Origin of the sequence: Chryseobacterium culicis, from assembly GCF_002979755.1 — a bacterium.
Classification (GTDB): domain Bacteria; phylum Bacteroidota; class Bacteroidia; order Flavobacteriales; family Weeksellaceae; genus Chryseobacterium; species Chryseobacterium culicis_A.
The window spans coordinates 229,546-247,047 of the sequence record NZ_PCPP01000004.1 but is presented as its reverse complement, the minus strand read 5'-3'; the positions used below and the strand labels follow the sequence as shown (position 1 = coordinate 247,047).

At 36.6% G+C, this 17,502-nt stretch carries 16 protein-coding genes and 1 tRNA gene; 7 read left to right on the top strand and 10 right to left on the bottom strand.

Annotated features, from left to right (window positions below; all coding sequences use genetic code 11):
* Positions 1-80: 80 nt before the first annotated feature.
* Positions 81-1,499: an L-serine ammonia-lyase gene (locus tag CQ022_RS19425; RefSeq protein WP_105683943.1), complete on the bottom strand. Its 1,419-nt coding sequence runs from the start codon at positions 1,497-1,499 to the stop codon at positions 81-83.
* A 180-nt stretch (positions 1,500-1,679) separates the two neighbouring features.
* Between CQ022_RS19425 and CQ022_RS19420 the strand changes: the two genes are divergently transcribed.
* Both CQ022_RS19420 and CQ022_RS19415 read left to right on the top strand, forming a co-directional pair.
* Positions 1,680-2,258 carry a Crp/Fnr family transcriptional regulator gene (locus CQ022_RS19420; RefSeq protein ID WP_105683942.1) on the top strand — a complete coding sequence of 193 codons (579 nt, stop codon included), beginning with the start codon at positions 1,680-1,682 and terminating at the stop codon, positions 2,256-2,258.
* Between the two features lie 59 nt (positions 2,259-2,317).
* The gene (locus CQ022_RS19415) at positions 2,318-2,941 is read left to right on the top strand and encodes an FMN-dependent NADH-azoreductase (RefSeq protein ID WP_105683941.1); all 624 of its coding nucleotides are present in this window, start codon (positions 2,318-2,320) and stop codon (positions 2,939-2,941) included.
* Positions 2,942-3,009: 68 nt separating this feature from the next.
* On the opposite strand, the gene CQ022_RS19410 is transcribed toward CQ022_RS19415, so the two are convergent.
* The 6 genes from CQ022_RS19410 to CQ022_RS19385 all read right to left on the bottom strand — a co-directional run bounded on the left by CQ022_RS19410 (position 3,010) and on the right by CQ022_RS19385 (position 8,346).
* Positions 3,010-4,353 carry an ammonium transporter gene (locus tag CQ022_RS19410; protein WP_105683940.1) on the bottom strand — a complete coding sequence of 448 codons (1,344 nt, stop codon included), beginning with the start codon at positions 4,351-4,353 and terminating at the stop codon, positions 3,010-3,012.
* Positions 4,354-4,462: 109 nt separating this feature from the next.
* On the bottom strand, positions 4,463-5,104 hold the full coding sequence (locus CQ022_RS19405; RefSeq protein WP_105683939.1) for an alpha/beta hydrolase: 642 nt from the start codon (positions 5,102-5,104) through the stop codon (positions 4,463-4,465).
* Between the two features lie 98 nt (positions 5,105-5,202).
* Positions 5,203-5,829, bottom strand: a complete 627-nt coding sequence (locus CQ022_RS19400) for a YceI family protein (RefSeq protein WP_105683938.1) — start codon at positions 5,827-5,829, stop codon at positions 5,203-5,205.
* Between the two features lie 78 nt (positions 5,830-5,907).
* Positions 5,908-6,474: a YceI family protein gene (locus CQ022_RS19395; protein ID WP_047377096.1), complete on the bottom strand. Its 567-nt coding sequence runs from the start codon at positions 6,472-6,474 to the stop codon at positions 5,908-5,910.
* Between the two features lie 142 nt (positions 6,475-6,616).
* Entirely contained in the window at positions 6,617-7,666 is a 1,050-nt protein-coding gene (locus CQ022_RS19390; protein ID WP_105684012.1) for a glucokinase, read from the bottom strand.
* 116 nt (positions 7,667-7,782) lie between these two features.
* Positions 7,783-8,346 (bottom strand): hypothetical protein, encoded by a 564-nt coding sequence (locus CQ022_RS19385; protein ID WP_105683937.1) that lies wholly within the window; start codon positions 8,344-8,346, stop codon positions 7,783-7,785.
* A 362-nt stretch (positions 8,347-8,708) separates the two neighbouring features.
* Here CQ022_RS19385 and CQ022_RS19380 point away from each other — a divergent pair, with 362 nt between their 5' ends.
* Both CQ022_RS19380 and CQ022_RS19375 read left to right on the top strand, forming a co-directional pair.
* The gene (locus tag CQ022_RS19380; RefSeq protein ID WP_105683936.1) at positions 8,709-10,091 is read left to right on the top strand and encodes a DUF1800 family protein; all 1,383 of its coding nucleotides are present in this window, start codon (positions 8,709-8,711) and stop codon (positions 10,089-10,091) included.
* A gap of 186 nt (positions 10,092-10,277) precedes the next feature.
* Positions 10,278-11,468, top strand: a complete 1,191-nt coding sequence (locus CQ022_RS19375; RefSeq protein ID WP_105683935.1) for a DUF1501 domain-containing protein — start codon at positions 10,278-10,280, stop codon at positions 11,466-11,468.
* Between the two features lie 401 nt (positions 11,469-11,869).
* Here CQ022_RS19375 and CQ022_RS23045 read toward each other — a convergent pair whose 3' ends face one another.
* The 3 genes from CQ022_RS23045 to CQ022_RS19365 form a co-directional block, all read right to left on the bottom strand.
* Positions 11,870-12,007, bottom strand: coding sequence for a hypothetical protein (locus tag CQ022_RS23045; RefSeq protein ID WP_165791691.1), 138 nt, complete (start codon positions 12,005-12,007; stop codon positions 11,870-11,872).
* A 66-nt stretch (positions 12,008-12,073) separates the two neighbouring features.
* Complete coding sequence (locus CQ022_RS19370; RefSeq protein WP_105683934.1) at positions 12,074-13,093, bottom strand: helix-turn-helix transcriptional regulator; 1,020 nt, start codon at positions 13,091-13,093, stop codon at positions 12,074-12,076.
* A 58-nt stretch (positions 13,094-13,151) separates the two neighbouring features.
* A complete protein-coding gene (locus tag CQ022_RS19365) occupies positions 13,152-13,487 on the bottom strand; it encodes a HopJ type III effector protein (RefSeq protein ID WP_105683933.1) in 336 nt (111 codons plus the stop codon).
* Between the two features lie 740 nt (positions 13,488-14,227).
* Here CQ022_RS19365 and CQ022_RS23360 point away from each other — a divergent pair.
* The 3 genes from CQ022_RS23360 to CQ022_RS19355 all read left to right on the top strand — a co-directional run bounded on the left by CQ022_RS23360 (position 14,228) and on the right by CQ022_RS19355 (position 17,244).
* Positions 14,228-15,028 carry an RtcB family protein gene (locus tag CQ022_RS23360; RefSeq protein ID WP_410492647.1) on the top strand — a complete coding sequence of 267 codons (801 nt, stop codon included), beginning with the start codon at positions 14,228-14,230 and terminating at the stop codon, positions 15,026-15,028.
* A 106-nt stretch (positions 15,029-15,134) separates the two neighbouring features.
* Positions 15,135-15,246, top strand: a tRNA-OTHER gene (locus CQ022_RS23040).
* Between the two features lie 243 nt (positions 15,247-15,489).
* A complete protein-coding gene (locus tag CQ022_RS19355) occupies positions 15,490-17,244 on the top strand; it encodes a hypothetical protein (protein ID WP_105683931.1) in 1,755 nt (584 codons plus the stop codon).
* Positions 17,245-17,502: the final 258 nt, after the last annotated feature.

The window sequence follows — 17,502 nt, the reverse complement described above, 5'->3', positions numbered from 1 at the left end:
GTTTTTACTTTTATTTTATTAAGAAACCCTTAGTCAGTAATGTCTAAGGGTTTTATATTTTTAAAACGGTGTTATTTCTATTAACATTCCGGAACGTTCACCGCAATGGCTAATCCTCCTTCCGAAGTTTCTTTAAAACGGTCACTCATCGACTGAGCGGTTTCCCACATTGTCAGAATCACCTCATCCAATGTTACTTTAGCTTTGGTAGGATCACTTTCCAAGGCAATATTGGCTGCAGTAATGGCTTTCATAGCTCCCATCGTATTTCTTTCAATACATGGGATCTGCACCAATCCTTTGATGGGATCACATGTTAATCCAAGGTGATGTTCCATGGCAATTTCTGCCGCCATCAATACCTGGCCTACGCTTCCTCCCAGAATTTCTGTAAGTCCGGCAGCTGCCATTGCAGAAGAAACTCCAATTTCCGCCTGACATCCTCCCATTGCAGCAGAAATGGTTGCATTTTTCTTGAATAATGTCCCGATTTCTCCAGCTACAAGCAAGAATCTCACGATATCATCTTCACTGATAAATGGTGTAAATGCTTGAGAATACATCAATACCGCCGGAATTACTCCACTCGCTCCATTAGTAGGTGCAGTAATAATCCTTCCGAAACTTGCATTTTCTTCATTCACTGCCAGAGCAAAACAGGCAATCCATTTGTTAATATTGGTGAAGTTCTCCTCAGCATCCACCACCTGCTGGAACCATTCGTCTTTATTTTTATAAATTTTGTCTCCCAGCAGTTTTCTGTTGATTCCTGCAGCTCTTCGGGTAACATTCAGTCCACCCGGAAGAATTCCTTCCTTATTTACTCCTTTGTAAATACATTCTTTAATCTGCTGCCAGATGTAAAGCGCTTCCTGTCTCGTTTCTTCCTGAGTCCTCCAGCTTTCTTCATTCATGAAAATCAAATCTGAAATTTTATCAAATCCCAGTTTCTCACAATATTTTGCAATATCCGAAGCTTTATGACAAGGATACAATGTACGAACACACTGCTTTTGAATTGAGTTTTTTTCCTGGCTGGCAATAAAACCACCTCCTACAGAATAAAAATCCTGTACAAGCTCAGTTCCGTCTTCAAAAACAGCTCTGAAAATCATTCCGTTGGGATGAAAATCAAGGCTCTTTTTCATATTGAGAATCAAATGATGCCCGTAAACAAATGGAATCACCTTCTCCCCTCCCAAATTAAGGGTTTGAGTACTTTTGATATACTCTATTTTCTCATCAATTTTTGAAGTATTAATCGTCTTAAAATCTTCTCCGTTCAACCCAAGCATTCCGGCAATATCAGTTCCGTGCCCAATCCCCGTTTTGGCAAGTGAGCCAAAAAATTCAAGAAAAACCTCTTTAACTTCTTCGATTGATCTTTCTCTTTTAATAATCCTGATAAATGCTGCTGCAGCATTCCAAGGTCCCATCGTATGCGAACTGGAAGGACCTATTCCTACTTTAATAATTTCAAAAACCGATATTGATTCCATAAATGATTCGTCATTTTCCTCAAAAACAAAGATACATGATAAATCCTAATATATGCATAGCAAAATCTTAGATTTATTTGGTTTTGACACTCCATAAAATAAGTATTTTTGTAAATGAGCAGGTTGTATAAATGTCAGCCAAATCTATCTTTATATTTTTCTTTTTAATCATTTTTTTAAATGGAAACATTAATTAAAAATATTTCACAACACATTAAATTAAGCCCGGAAGAAATTTCCATTTTTAAAAGTTTCTGGACGGAAAGAACACTGGAAAAAGGAGAATTTCTTTTAAGGAACGGGGAAGTATGCCGCCATGACAGCTATATTGTTTCGGGTGTATTGAAAGCATTCTGCATCAATGCTGATAATGGAAATGAAGAAATTCTTTTTTTAGCGATTGACCATTGGTGGGCAACAGATATTGCCAGCTTTTCAAAACAAAAAACTTCCATCTACAACATACAGGCTGTTGAAAAAACCCGCCTTTTACAGATCAGCCATCAGTCTTTTCAAAAAATGCTGGAGGAAATTCCATCTTTAGAAAAATATTTCAGGATTATTTTGGAAGGCTATCTCGGAACACTCGAGAAAAGAGTGGTGTTTAATCATATGTACAAAGCTGAGCAAAAATATTATGATTTCCTGGAGACCTATCCCAATATTGCATCCAGAGTTCCACAATATCTCATTGCTTCTTACCTGGGAGTATCTGCAGAATTTATAAGCAGAATTCGGAAAAAAAATAAATCCTCTTGAACTAGATCAATTTCCATGGCATAAATAATCAGAAATTTTGCTGGTATAAATGATAGCAAATGAAAATACTGATTATCAATGCAAGTGTAAGAAACGAAAGATCTTACAGCAGAAAGCTCACCCAGTTATTTGTTGAAAACTGGAAAACCAAGTACCCTCAGGATACATTTACCTGGCGGGAAACCGGAATTGATCCTATTCCCAATATCGATGAATCCTGGATTGCAGGAGCATTTAAAAAACCTCTGGACAGGACGGAAACCAGCCAAAAAGCTTTACAACTCAGTAATGAACTGGTACAAGAACTCAAAGAACATGATATCTATGTCATTGGAACTCCCATGTATAACTGGTCTATTCCAGGCGGTTTAAAAGCTTATATTGATCAGGTAATGAGGATCAATGAAACCTGGAAATTCAGATCAGGAGTTCCGGATGGAGATTATGTAGGGCTTCTAGAACACAAGAAAATGTTTATCCTTTCCACCCGTGGAGACACAGGATATGGAGAAAATGAAAAAAATGGCCACATCAATTTTCAAACGACTTATCTGAAACATATTTTCGGAATTATGGGGGTAAATGATGTTACCATTCATTCCTTAGACAATGAAGAATTTGGAGGTGAAATTTTTGAAAATTCAAAAAATAAAATCTTTGAAACGATTCATTCTATTCATTAGGATCGTGAATTTTTTTAAACTTTTATAGGTTTTCAGGGCATTAAGTCATCAATATGCCCTGTTTTTTATCAACTGAAACTTTCCTCATGCTGCGACAAATCAAGCCCTTTATTTTCAGACTCTTCAGAAACTCTTAAGGTAATTATTGAATCGGTAAGTTTATATAAAATGAATGATCCAAAAAATGTAAAAACAGAAACCAAGACCAAGGCGGCCATATGATGAAGAAAAACTTCAATTCCTCCATGAAGCAGACTGGCATTTTCCCCATGAGCAAAGACAGCCGTAAGAATCATTCCCATAATCCCTCCTACTCCATGACAGGCAAAAACATCCAGTGTATCATCTATTTTCTTTAATCCTTTCCAGTTGACCATCACATTTGAGACGATAGCAGTAATAAACCCGATAAAAAGACTTTCCTGAATGCTTACAAAACCACATCCAGGAGTAATGGCCACCAGTCCGACTACTGCCCCGATACAGGCTCCCAAAGCCGAAACACTTCTCCCATTGATTCGGTCAAAAAAGATCCAGGTCATCATTGCTGAAGCAGAGGCAATAGTAGTTGTTCCAAAGGCTGTAGCAGCAGAGGCAGAAGCACTCAAAGCAGATCCTGCATTAAACCCAAACCATCCGAACCACAACATTCCTGTTCCTAAAAGTACATACGGAATATTGGAAGGCTCATGATGCGGATTTTTTCGGTTTCCTACTACCAAAGCTCCTGCAAGTGCAGCAAAACCGGCACTCATATGCACCACCGTTCCGCCTGCAAAGTCTTTTACTCCAAAATATTTGTTTAAAAGACCATCAGGATGCCACACCATATGACAAAGCGGTGTATAAATAAAGATGCTGAAAAGAATGATGAACAGTAAATAAGAGATAAAACGAACCCTTTCCGCAAAAGATCCGGTAATAATAGCCGGAGTAATAACTGCAAACTTCATCTGAAACAAAGCAAACAGGATAAAAGGAATCGTAGGGGCCATCAACTTATGAGGCAGATTTCCTACTCCGCTAAAGAAAGGATAGCTTAATGGATTTCCGACAATCCCATAATGTTTTCCGGCAATAGTAATTCCCAGAGACTCACCGAAGGATAAAGAAAAACCGACTACTACCCAGACCATAGAGATGACTCCTAAAGCAATAAAGCTCTGCAACATCGTAGAAATCACATTTTTCTTCCCAACCATTCCTCCATAAAAAAAGGAAAGTCCAGGGGTCATCAGCAAAACAAGTCCAGCTGCAGCCAGAATCCAGGCTACATCGGCTCCTACAATTTTATCTTCGCTTAAAAATTCTCCTGTATTAGGAATATCGGCAACCGGATTCCAGAACAAACCTCCAATTGCAACGAGCGCGATAATTGAGAATGAAACGATCCATTTTAATCCTATTTTCATAAAATTTATATTTAACCCTATCAAATTTAAATATAAATTCCATAAAAACCATATTTTAAATCACAACACCCCTAAAAAAAACACTATTTAATAAATAATATTATAAATTCTAACAAAACACCTCTTTCAGTATTTTAGAAACTTCTTTAGATTTTGTAGCAGGAAAAAGATGCGTTCCTCCCTTCACCACATAATCCGGATGGGAATAACGGATAGGGAAAACGATGTCTTTATCACCAAGAATCTGAATCACATTAGGATTTTCTTCAAACTTCCACTCGGAAACTTTTTCTACAGACCATTTCAGGTAATAAGGATCTCTTACTTTGAAATATTGTAACAGTTTTGGATTTTTTGGATCAAACAGCTTTCGGACAACAGCATATACATTGGCTGCTTTATCATTGAACAAACCTACAGGAAGTATCCTCGGGATTTTGGTCACCTCTCCGGTCTTTATGAATTTGGACTTTTCCTTATCAGATTTTATACTTCCAAGGATCACCACTTTCTCTGCCGGTTTTAATTGATTAATCTCCTGTACAATAATTCCTCCAAAAGAATAACCCAACAGGCAGAACGGCTCTGAGTCATCTACTTTCTCCGCCATTCTTTTAACATAGGCATCGAAAGGCTCATTTTTTTCAGGAATAAGCCAGTCTATAAAAATCAATTCACAGTGTTTGGGAAACTCTATTCTTTCAAGTACCTTGAAGTCTGCTCCCAGACCGCTTACGATATAAATTTTCATACTACTAATTTATAAAAATACCGGGAAACAGAGAATAGCTGCAAAAAAAATGAGACGTTCCCAGGAACATCTCATTTCTATATTGATCATATTGGATCTTATTTTTTCTTCTTCTGAATTCTATTTTCGTTATCCAGCATTTCAGTAGTCACTTTGAACTGAATATCCATTTCGTTCTTAATGAAATAATCTTTCAATGAAGACTGATAGAATACTTTAAAGTCTCTTCTGTTCAGAGAGAACTTTGCAGACTCAATAGATGTGGTAAACTGAGTAACGTATACATTCGCAGGGAAAGAGATTGTTTTTCTCACTCCTTTAAGGGTAAGGTCACCGTATACTGTTGAATTGTATTCACTGTTTGCTAAAGGAATAATTTTAGTCAAATGGAATTTTGCAATAGGGAATTTTTTTACTTCAAAGAAGTTCGAGCTTTTCAAATCGTTAGTAAGCTTGATTTGATCTTCGTCAGAAACATCTCCCGCCATCATACTTCTCATATCTATTACAAACTCTCCATCTACCAGAACCGTATGGTCAAAGTTGAATTTTCCGCTTTTTAACTTTACTGTTCCTGAGTGGGAAGTTTCTTCGGTTTTTACCACTTTATACCCCCACCATCTGATCTCTGATGAAGTCACTTTAGCCACCTTATCAAATTTCTTTTGGGCAGAAACAAATGATATGCTTGCGCACACCATAGCAAACAATAGTAATCTTTTCATTCTTTTTTATTTACAATTCAACAAAAATAAAAAAAAGTGTAGAACTTCTACACTTTTAATAATCTTTTTTTGATTAATTTATTGAGCAGTTACCTTTACAAGCATATCAATATCATCTTTCACAAAAACATCCTGCATGGTAGACTTGTAAGCTACGTCAAATTTTTGTCTGTCGAAAGAGAATTTGTTTGATACTAAACTTACTACTCCTTTGCTGTAAGAAATCTTAGCAGGGAAAGAGATTGGGCTTGTTTTTCCTTTTACAGTAAGGTTTCCTGTTACAAGAGAGTTATACACTTTATCGTTGTTTTTCTTTACTCCTGTAATTTTGAAGCTTGCAGTTGGGAATTTTTCAACTTCAAAGAAGTCACCATTCTTAAGGTGTCCGTTTAATTTTTGCTGATATTCTCCTGTAAGGTCAGTTGAGCTGATAGAAGTCATATCCAATACGAAGCTTCCGCCTACCAATTGGTTTCCTTTCATTACCATGTCTCCAGACTTTACTTTTACAGTACCATCGTGAGAGCTAGCCTCAGATTTTGCTACTTTATATCCCCACCAGTGCACATCAGACGCTACTACTTTTTTTGACTGTCCGAAAGCTAAACCACCAGCTAAAACTGCTAATAAAAATATTTTTTTCATTGAATAGAGTTGTTTACTTATTTAACAGTACAAAGGTAGCATCTTATTCAATAGATTTCATTGATGTATATCAATAAAATTTATTATTTTCATGAATAATATCATCCCATAAAAAAACTCCGGAGAAACCCGGAGTTTGATTTTATAACTGATAGTAAGCGGTATAAAGCGCTATACCATTTAATGCGGTATGATTTTGCTTAACCAGATAGATGGGGATATTTTTAAGCATTCCCTCCATTTTATCACTGATCTTGAATTTCTCATAGAATTTAGCCTTATCGATATATTCCGTGATCATCTGTGGAATATCTCCGGCAATCAGTAGTCCTCCGGTAGCTTTTAATTTTAAAGTTAAGTTATTCGCTTCTCTTGCCAAAAACTCAAGGAAAGTATCTAAAGCGATTCTGCAGATCAGTACATTTTCCTCTACAGCAGCTTTATATAATTCCTCCACGAAATTTCCCTGTGCAAGACGTTCTCCCAGCCATTCCGGTTCAGGATGTCTTTTCACATCTCTTAAGAATCTGTAGATATTGAATAATCCTGATTTCGAAAGTACATTTTCCCAGCTTACAATACCATATATATTATTTAAGAACTGGTAAAACTCAACTTCTACGTTGGTTCTTGGTGAAAATTCCGAATGTCCTCCTTCTGTTGCGAAAGGTCTCAGGTATTTTCCGTCAAAGAAATATCCCGCTTCTCCTAATCCGTTTCCGGGAGCAAGAACCGCTACGTTTCCTTTTTCAAGATGTCCGCTGGTATAAATAGCTTCAAGATGATTATCTTCAAGAAGAGCCATTCCATAGGCAGAGGCTTCAAGGTCATTCAGCATGTCAACTTTTTCAAACCCGAAATCGCGGGCATATTCTGCTACATCTAAATTCCAGCCCAGCCTTGCAGGACTGCTTTTCCCGTCAAGTACAGGACCTGGCACAGCCATTCCCAGACGTTTTACATTTTCCAGCTGATTATCCTGAATAAACTTCTTTAAAATATCTGAAAAAGAAGCATACTCTTTGGTTGCAAATTTATTTTCTACTTTTATCTCAAGACCTCCGTTACCGGAAACAAAATAGCCTAAGATTGTTATATCTTCACGAAGACTTGCTCCAATGATAGAAACATTATCATTATTACTGTTCTCTACTCCTGGTAAATAAAGTGGAAATTTTGGATTCAGAATCATAACCTCAAATTTTACCAAATATAATAATTGTTTTTGTAAATCCTGCACAGAACAAAAAAACCTTTCCACTTTCGTGAAAAGGTTTTGGTTAATAATTGTTTATATATTAAATCTAACTACTTTCCTAATGGAATATTGTAACCGAATCCTACACCGATATTCCCCACATTATAGTCCTGACCCGGCAAATCTCCTTTTGTCCCTACAAAAACCTTTTGATATTGTACGAAGAAATTCCAGTCTCTGTTGTGATATCCGATCTCCGGCTTAAGGTAAAAACCTCCGTTTGCTCTTTCAACATTGGTGTTTGATGCCACTGTTTTGTCTCCAACAAGGAAACCATATCCTAAGTCTGTTCCGAAATAGAAACCTGTTTGTTTAGGATAAATTCTGATTAAAGCTGCTACAGGAACTACTCCTACATCATTGTTTTTATATCCGTTGTTTTCTTTACCGAAATAGTGAGTATATCCTGATGCGATACCTAATCCGAATCCTGGTGTAATCAGGTTCTGGTAAGCTACATCCACTCCTACTGCTGCGGAAAGATTATCTGCGGGAACTGCTAAACCAACATTTGCACCTACCTTGATCATATTATTCATTTGAGAACTTTGGGCGCTTGCGATACCTGCTGTTAAAATACCAGCCAGTACTATTGCTTGTTTAAACATTTTCATAACTCTAATTTTTTAATTTTACTAAACAAGAGGATGTAAAAATCATGCCAAGCAAGGGTTTTTCTTTGATTTTAACATTCAAAAAATCCATAAAACAATGAATATCAAATGATTATTTTTAACAAAATTTAAATATTTGTTTAACAAAATTTATCAAAAAATGATAGCTAAAAAGTGAATTAAAGGATGGAAGAAAGGAAGCTGGATGCTGGAAGAAATACAACTTCATAAATTCAACTCTATTTCTACGATACAAAACTTTCCAACCCCAAACTTCCAGCCTTAAAAACAATATTAACAAACCTTAACCCGTTATTATTTTTAACCTTTTTCTTTGAAATACATCAAAAAATAAATTCTTCATGATGGCTGATTCATTATTAAAAAACAAGCATCTTCTTTGGCGTGCAGGTTTTGGTGTTGGTATTCATCAAATTGATGATTTGAAAAACAAAAACATTAAAACGTTAATGAATGAATTATTTAAAGAAGACCGCTTCAGCGAAATTACTTATGATACTCCTGATCCGGTTTCGGTGACTGATTACATGAGCAGTACCGCTCCTGCAGATAAGAAAAAAGAAATGCAAAGGATTAACAGGGAGCAGAATAATGAACTGAATCTGAACTTTCTGAATTCCATTGTTAACAGTAAGGAACAGATGAGGGAAAAGATGGCGTTCTTCTGGCATGGGCATTTTGCCTCAAGAGTGATCAATCCAAGGTTCAACAAACAGCTTTTGAATACGATCAGGAAAAATGCACTGGGAAATTTCAAAGATCTGCTTTTTGAAGTAAGTCAATCACCAGCCATGCTTAATTTCCTGAATAATCAGCAGAATAAAAAGGATCACCCTAATGAAAATTTTGCCCGTGAAGTGATGGAACTGTTTACGATGGGCAGAGGAAACTATACTGAAAAAGATGTAAGAGAAGGCGCCAGAGCCTTTACAGGATGGAGTTATGATAAAGAAGGGAATTTTAAAGAAAGAAAAAATCTTCATGATGAAGACTCCAAAACTTTTTTAGGAAAAACCGGAAATTTCGATGGAAATGATGTTCTCAATATCATTCTGGAACAGAAAGCTACCGCACAGTTCATTACCACAAAGATTTATAAGTTTTTCGTCAATGAAAAACCAGATCAGGATATTGTCAATACATTGAGTGCAAATTTCTACAATTCAGGATACGATATCAAAAAACTGATGACTGAGATCTTCTCAAGCACATGGTTTTATGATCAGAAAAATATCGGCAACCGTATAAAGTCTCCTGTAGAATTGATGGCAGGGATTATGCGGATTCTTCCTATGCACATCCAGAATCCGGAAAACCTTATTGTATATCAGAAATTATTGGGACAAATGCTGCTTTATCCACCGAATGTAGCGGGATGGCCTAGCGGAAAATCATGGATAGACAGCTCTACACTGATGTTGAGACTTCAGGTTCCGCAGATCTGGTCCGGACTTCGCCCTTTGGAATACAGTCCGCGACAGGATGATGATATTGACATGGGGATGAAATCCCGTGAAACTGCGTTAAATAAAAGTTTTAAAAACCCGAATATTACCATCGACTGGGGTCGTATTGAGCAACTTTTCGCCAATAAAAACTGTGAAGACTACCTTCTCCTGAGCACTCAAAGCCTCGATATGAACTCTGTAAAGAATTTTTCCGATAAGAGTATAAAAATGAATGTCATCAACCTGATGTCTACCCCGGAATACCAGTTAATGTAGGTTGCAGTCCTTAGGTAGCAGGTAATAGCTGTCGTAGTATAGCTTAATTACCATTTATTTATCTTTTACTGTTATAAAAATTAATGCCAGTAAAAATGCAGCTCAGTCCTACAACCTACAACCTGCTACCTGCTACCTATCATCTGCCACCTATCATCTGCCACCTTAAACCCTAAAAACAAAATTATGTTAATCAAAAGAAGAGAATTCCTCAAAATAAGTTCATTGGCTACCGCTTCTATGCTGATGCCCAATTTCTTAAAAGCAATGACGCTGGATGAAGCTCTGAATCCTAATCAGAACATTCTGGTGGTTCTCCAGTTTACAGGAGGAAATGATGGCTTGAATACCATTATTCCGGCTAAAAATGACATTTATTTCAGGGAAAGAAAAACACTGGCCATTCAAAACTCAATACCGCTTACCGATGAAGCCGGCATCAACCCTTCACTCTCCTATTTTAAAGAGCTTTTTGATAATGGGGAACTTTCTGTAATGAATAATGTAGGATATCCCAATCCGGACAAATCCCATTTCCGAAGTATGGATATCTGGCAGTCGGCAAGCAGAAGTGATCAATTTCTGGAAACAGGCTGGCTTGGACGTTTTCTGGATGAAGAATGCTATCGTTGTGACCACCCTACCCAGGCGCTGGAAGTGGATGATATGCTCAGCCTTGCTTTAAAAGGAGAAAACAATAAAGCTTTTGCGTTTAAAGATCCTAAAAGACTCTACCAGACCAGTCAGGAAAAGTATTTTAAATCACTCTACGACCATCATCACGATGATGAAACGGTATCTTATCTTTATCAGACGTTAGGTTCTACCATCAATAATGCCGATTATATTTTTGAAAAAAGCAAAGCTAAAAAGACGGAACAGATTTATCCCAACTCCTCATTAGGAAAAGATTTTAAGACGGTAGCTTCTTTAATAAAATCTGATATCAATACTCAGGTGTACTATCTTTCTGTAGGAAGTTTTGATACCCATGTCAATCAGAATGACCGACAGAAAAAGTTGTTTGATGATATCAATGAAGCCGTAAAATCATTTGTTACCGATATGAAAAGCAATGGACTGTTCAAAAATATCCTGCTGATGACATTTTCAGAGTTCGGTCGCCGTGTTGCACAGAATGCCAGCAATGGAACGGATCACGGAACTGCCAACCAGATGTTTTTTATCAGCGGAAACCTTAACAAGAAAGGACTGTTGAATTCACTTCCTGATTTACAGAACCTGAATGAAGGCGATCTTATTTATAAAGAAGATTTCAGAAAAGTATATGCTACCATTTTGAAAAACTGGCTTAAAGCTGATTCCTCCAAAGTATTGGGATGGAAAGATGGAGTCTACGATTTTGTGAAACCGTAATTGAACCACAAAAGTCACAAAGTATTTAAATGCTTGAGTTTATTTAAAGTAACTACTAAATGCTTAAGAACTGCGCTTAAGTTTTTAGCTTAAAACTATAATAAAAGGGTTTAGATTCCTACGGAATGCCCCAATGGTAATCATAGTTTATCCGTACAGTTTGTCATTCCGTAGGAATCTAGCCCATGTTATCTATCAAAAAAGTATCGAAGCTATATCCATAAACATGTTTGAGTTGAAAAAGTAATCATTCGCATTCTCTGGAGGGGTGGCGAAAATTCAAAGAATTTTTGACGGGTGGTCACGAAACATCATCCCTCTCCATCATCCACAAAAAAAGAGACTGTACATCTTGATGACAATCTCTTTTCAATAATTTTAAATTTTAACTACTTGTACGTTTAAGCTGTAATCTGCTTTTTCTCGCTCTCTTTTTCTTCTTGTTTTTTATCTAATTTCTCAGATATTTTTTTAACAATATATTCTATTGCTATAGGTGCTATGATGGCAATTAATGCTTTAAATATTCTTGATTTCATAATATTATTAGGTATTGTTACGTTATTAATACAATTTCCAAGCCAAGATAAAAATGGACAAAAAGTTTAGTTTTCATCCGGAACAATCAGGCTCTGGTAGTTTTTACTTCCGGCACTGAATTTTTTTTCCATCTTCACTCTTAATTTTCGGGGTTTATGAACAATCAGACTATCCCCAAATCCAAGCAGTAATCTTTCCAGTTCAAAATTAATCTGAACACAAATTTTAAAGAGGGTACCTTCATCGTCTTCCTTAATAATCTCCTGACTTTTATGCAGCGGCTTTGTTTTCACATAGGGTGCATTTCCTGCATCTACCCAGAAAATCACATTCCTCGGATCCATTGATTCTGAAACGGTAACTCCTACAATGTCTTTAAAGTATTCATCTCCATCCAGATCTTTATCAATATACTGAAGGCTGTCATCTGTTTCAATACGCTCCATTCTGTCCAGCGCCAGATTGTACATTTTCTGCTTGTAAAGGCAGATCAGAAACCAACGGTTGTTGAATTCCTTCAACAGCTGTGGATGTACCGTAAAGATATTGGATTCTCTGGCCGTAAAACTTTTGTAAAGAATCTTCAGGACTTTTTTATTGGCAATACTTTCATACAGAATATCAATATGTTCCAACCCTTTTAACTGTTCATTTTTATCTAAATGAATGATAGATTTTTGGTTGGTAGCATGGATAGAGTCTTCCAGTTTCTGAATAACACCGTTCATTTCTTTGAACATAGAAAAATCCTTGAACTGTTTCAGAATCTGAACCGCATTATTCATGGCCTTCAGGTCACTTTCATTCACAGAGATATTATGAATACTGTATTCCGGATCACTGTAACGGTAGTATTTTCTTTCGTAGACTTCAATAGGAGCTTCATATCCGAATTTTTCACTCCGCATATTCTGAAGATCAAGCTGAACGGTTCTTTTACTTACATAGGACTCTTTTCCCTCAAATTCAAATAATGCTTCTGAACATTCATCAATGAGATCTTCCAGCGTATATTTCCTGTATTTGTTTTTAAGACATTTATCTAATGTTTTATACCGGATCAGAGCATTTTTATTGGATGACATACCTTAGTGTTTAATGATGTGGTGTTTTTAAATAAGAAATTTACTTTTTTCTTAAAAATTACTTCTCTTTTAAAGCATTTTCGTCAAAAGTAATTCCTTCCCAGCCAGATTTCATGAAGTTTCGGATATTCTGGTGATCAGTTCCATCAGGATGTTTCAAAACATCATCTCTGTAATACTCACCAAAAAGCCAAAGGGTCTCCTCTTTTGTCAGATCCTGAATACTTGCGAAGCTGAACACTTTACACGAACCGTTGTTCTGCCCTGCCTGATTGGTTGTATCACCGTTCTGAAAAGCGGTAGGAGTAAATTCATAATGTTCATCAATATGAGCGATAACATCATTAAACTGGATTGTTTCCGGGAAATGTTTTAATTGTTCTAATAATACCATGAGCCTTGTTTTTTTAAGTTATAGAGTATTTTTACGAATCTGCAAAGCTGCTTTTCGTCTTGTTATTAAACTTTTTGTAAAAATAATTAAAATTTCTTTATCTGCGCAAAACTATTGCGCAATAATGATATTACTTTGCATCATCAAAATGAAACAACATGGAATTTAATGGAAATCATTTAATCGAATTAGGATATAGACCCGCAAAATGGTTTAAAGATGCCATTAGCTATATCAACGAGAATAATCTGGATGAACATCAGATCGCAGAATATCTGGTACAGTTCAAACAGCCGGATATTATTCCGCTTCATGAAACAGCTAAAGATTTTATGATCAACATACGAGCGGAGCATGAAAGTGAAAATGATAATGTGGAAAAAGTAATCAAAACGATGAAAGTTCTGATGAAAACCCCTACTCTGGTTGGCGGAGCTTTAATGCCTGATGCCTGCCCAACAGGTCCTGAAGGTCATATTCCCGTAGGAGGTGTGGTAGTAGCACAAAATGCCATTCACCCGGGATTCCATAGTGCAGATATCTGTTGTTCTGTGATGCTGACCGATTTTGGAAAAACAAATCCTAAAAAGGTACTGGATGCAGCACATGCTATCACCCACTTCGGATATGGAGGAAGACCAAGAGGTGAACAGATGCCGATGTCTCAGGAACTGATGGACGCTTTCAGAGAAAATGAATTCTTAAATGATGAAAAACTGATCAGCATTGCCCGTTCTCATATGGGAACTCAGGGAGACGGAAATCATTTCCTTTTCGTGGGGATTTCTAAAAACACTGGAAATACCATGATGGTGACACACCATGGATCAAGAGCTCCAGGAGCTGCTTTATACGATAAAGGAATGAAGGTCGCCAACCGTTTCAGACAGGAAATATCCCCTGAAACATTGAAAGAAAATGCCTGGATCCCTTATGATACTGAAGAAGGTAAATCCTATTGGGAAGCCCTTCAGCTAATAAGACAATGGACAAAAGAAAACCATACTTCTCTTCATGATGCCGTGCTGAATAAGCTGGAAATGGAAAAGGAAAACAGATATTGGAATGAACATAACTTCGTTTTCAAGGATGGAGATCTTTTCTATCATGCAAAAGGAGCCACTCCACTGGATGATAAATTCATGCCTGATATTACGGGACCAAGACTGATTCCGTTGAATATGGCAGAACCGGTATTGATTGTTCAGGGAAAAACTAATGAAAGAAACCTGGGTTTTGCGCCTCACGGAGCGGGAAGAAACTTCAGCAGAAGCCAGCATAAAAGATCTTTGGCTCATAAAACAACTGAGGAAATCTTCAATGAAGAAACAGAAGGATTAGATATCCGTTTCTACTCTAATGAAGTTGATATTTCTGAGCTTCCAAGCGCTTATAAAAGTGCTAATAATGTGAGAGCACAGATTGAGGAATATGGACTTTGCGAAGTTCTTGATGAAGTGATGCCTTACGGATGTATTATGGCCGGAGATGTTGAGAAAAATGCTCCATGGAAAAGAAAGAAAAAATTTAGAAAAGCATAATTCTTAATTTAATTAATAAACCTCAAAGGTTTTCAAAAAAACTAATAACCAAACCTTATGGGTATAAAAGCCCGTAAGGTTCATGAAAACTTTTTTCATAACGGCAGGGGCAGTAGCTCAGATGGTAGAGCAACAAGAATTACTTTTCGCTGCAGGCACATAAAGTTCCTATAAATCACCAGGTTTGTGGGTCACAGGTTCGAGTCCTGTCTGCTCCTCAAAACAATGAAAATGTGTATATTCACCTATCAGTCATTTTCATATGTTAAAAAATTAAAGGCAAAGAAAGTTCCTATATTTTGGACCTACTTTCCGCTTTTTCACTCATTATTAAGCAACGGGAGTTCCTATATATTTTTTGATAAACTACTCCCCGCTTTTATAAACTATAGGTAAAAGGAGTTCCTATACCCTTCACTTTTAATGAATATACTCCTCACTTATTTTTTAAACTTAAAACAATGAAAACACTACAATTATTCAATGCTGTATTGGCTAGAAAATCAGATGAAAAGCCATTTATTTCTGATGATGGTTTTATCATTGAGTCTGATGCTCTATGGGCAAAAAATGAAATCATCTCCTATTATGCAAAGGAAAAATTAAATGGAAATGATTTGAATAAAACATTTCATAAGTCCTGGGCGAAAATAAAAAACACATCCAGAATAGACTTATTGTTTGAACAGTTCACCCATTATATTTCAACATATGGAAGTAATTTCCAAAGTGAAATGTATATTCCTGAAGAAATATTGAATGTTCCTGGTACAAAGTTGATTTTTAAAGTCATCAAGGCTTATACTGTGGAAGAAATGCAGGAAAAATGCCTTTCTCTTTTGAGATCAGGAATTGCTTTGAAAGAAGAAACCGTTGACGACTTGCTTTCTATTTTACATACAGAACTTGAATACGATTTTACAGGAAAAGAAAACATCAGAAACAAAGAAGCGGTTATAAAAATAGCAGATCTCTATGATGTCTATCCCGAAAATCCGGTTGAGTTTTTCCGTTATGTGATTTATAAAACAACGAATACTACGCTTTTAATTAAAAATGATGAACTGATTGATTTAATCAAGCAAAGTAAGTTCAATCCAGCGTATTTATTTGAAAGTTTTGGGCAGGAGAAAATGGCGGAAATTTTCAATAGATTTAAGCCTTTATTCCTTGCTTATAAAAACAGAGCTCCGAAAGCCATTAATAAAATTTCGAAGCTATCTAAAACATATCATAAACCACTTATTTCAAACCCATTGAATGATGCGACCAATACATTACTGGAAAACAGTGATTGGCATTGGCTGGAAAATGCAACACCTTTTGCGTTATTCAAAGCATTGGCGGCATGTCATTCAAGAATGTATGGTCAGGATACTTTTGTGTATAGAGTCCGAAATGGAAAATCATGGACTAAAAAAGGTAAGGAAACTTATGTGAACCAGTACAACTATGAATTCATTTTGGATTATCTGAAACTGAAGTATGAAAACTTATCCGGAAAGAAATTCTATTTCCCTGAGAATGTAGAATTTGCATTACCGACCTCTGAGAAAATGTTTGTCGGGAATATTCCTACCGGAACCCGTTTTTATGGTGATAGACTGGCTGTAGGTATTTACTGGGAAAACAAATGGGGAGCGAATGACCTTGACCTTTCAGGATTGAACATCGCCGGGAAAATAGGCTGGAATGCTGCCTATAATTATGGTAACGGACAATTGATGTACTCAGGAGATATGACTTCTGCTCCTAATGGTGCTGTGGAATATCTGTATGCTGATAAAGGACTGACTACCCCAACTCTTATCATGAATAACGTTTTCAGCGGTGATGCAAATTGTGGATATAAAATCATTGTCGGAAAAGGAGATCATATTTCCTACGATTATATGATGAATCCTAATCAGCTTTTTGCGGAAGCCAGATGTAATTCGGTTCAGAAACAAATGATTCTGGGAATGCTGATCCCTAAAAACGAAAAACAATGTTTCGTACTGTTGAATTTCGGAGCCGGACATTCTCATGTTTCGGGAAATAGCGAAGTTTCCACCATGGCAACAACCGCATTATATCAGCAATGGTCTGAAGCCATGTCTTTCAATGAGCTTGTAAAAGAGCTTGGTGCAGAGATTACTACAGAAAAAGCAGAAGCTGATTTTGATTTCTCACTGGAAAGTCTGGAAAAAGATAGTTTTATCAGAATTTTTAAATAAATTCCATCACGTCATCTGATTGTATCGGGTGGCGTTTTTTTGTGGAATGTTTTAGGAAAAATGTGGGATAACCACCCCGTCAAAAATTCCTTGAATTTTTGCCACTCCTCCGAGGGAAGGGAATTTTCACGTCTTCAGTTGAGAGGTTGGTCAGGATTGTACTTTTGATACAAGAAAGCTGAATTCCTGCGGAATGAAACATTTGTAATGATGGTTTATCCACACAGTTTGTCATTCCGCAGGAATCCAGACTCCAAA

What these genes read in the sequence shown, in the direction of transcription:
- CQ022_RS19390 (WP_105684012.1), bottom strand. Translation starts at nt 7,666, where the DNA reads ATGATTCTGAATCCAAAATTTCCACTTTATTTACCAGGAGTAGAGAAC.
- CQ022_RS19420 (WP_105683942.1), top strand. Translation starts at nt 1,680, where the DNA reads ATGGAAACATTAATTAAAAATATTTCACAACACATTAAATTAAGCCCG.
- CQ022_RS19400 (WP_105683938.1), bottom strand. Translation starts at nt 5,829, where the DNA reads ATGAAAAGATTACTATTGTTTGCTATGGTGTGCGCAAGCATATCATTT.
- CQ022_RS19370 (WP_105683934.1), bottom strand. Translation starts at nt 13,093, where the DNA reads ATGTCATCCAATAAAAATGCTCTGATCCGGTATAAAACATTAGATAAA.
- CQ022_RS19395 (WP_047377096.1), bottom strand. Translation starts at nt 6,474, where the DNA reads ATGAAAAAAATATTTTTATTAGCAGTTTTAGCTGGTGGTTTAGCTTTC.
- CQ022_RS19415 (WP_105683941.1), top strand. Translation starts at nt 2,318, where the DNA reads ATGAAAATACTGATTATCAATGCAAGTGTAAGAAACGAAAGATCTTAC.
- CQ022_RS23360 (WP_410492647.1), top strand. Translation starts at nt 14,228, where the DNA reads ATGGGAACTCAGGGAGACGGAAATCATTTCCTTTTCGTGGGGATTTCT.
- CQ022_RS19425 (WP_105683943.1), bottom strand. Translation starts at nt 1,499, where the DNA reads ATGGAATCAATATCGGTTTTTGAAATTATTAAAGTAGGAATAGGTCCT.
- CQ022_RS19385 (WP_105683937.1), bottom strand. Translation starts at nt 8,346, where the DNA reads ATGAAAATGTTTAAACAAGCAATAGTACTGGCTGGTATTTTAACAGCA.
- CQ022_RS19405 (WP_105683939.1), bottom strand. Translation starts at nt 5,104, where the DNA reads ATGAAAATTTATATCGTAAGCGGTCTGGGAGCAGACTTCAAGGTACTT.
- CQ022_RS23045 (WP_165791691.1), bottom strand. Translation starts at nt 12,007, where the DNA reads ATGAAATCAAGAATATTTAAAGCATTAATTGCCATCATAGCACCTATA.
- CQ022_RS19355 (WP_105683931.1), top strand. Translation starts at nt 15,490, where the DNA reads ATGAAAACACTACAATTATTCAATGCTGTATTGGCTAGAAAATCAGAT.
- CQ022_RS19365 (WP_105683933.1), bottom strand. Translation starts at nt 13,487, where the DNA reads ATGGTATTATTAGAACAATTAAAACATTTCCCGGAAACAATCCAGTTT.
- CQ022_RS19410 (WP_105683940.1), bottom strand. Translation starts at nt 4,353, where the DNA reads ATGAAAATAGGATTAAAATGGATCGTTTCATTCTCAATTATCGCGCTC.
- CQ022_RS19380 (WP_105683936.1), top strand. Translation starts at nt 8,709, where the DNA reads ATGATGGCTGATTCATTATTAAAAAACAAGCATCTTCTTTGGCGTGCA.
- CQ022_RS19375 (WP_105683935.1), top strand. Translation starts at nt 10,278, where the DNA reads ATGTTAATCAAAAGAAGAGAATTCCTCAAAATAAGTTCATTGGCTACC.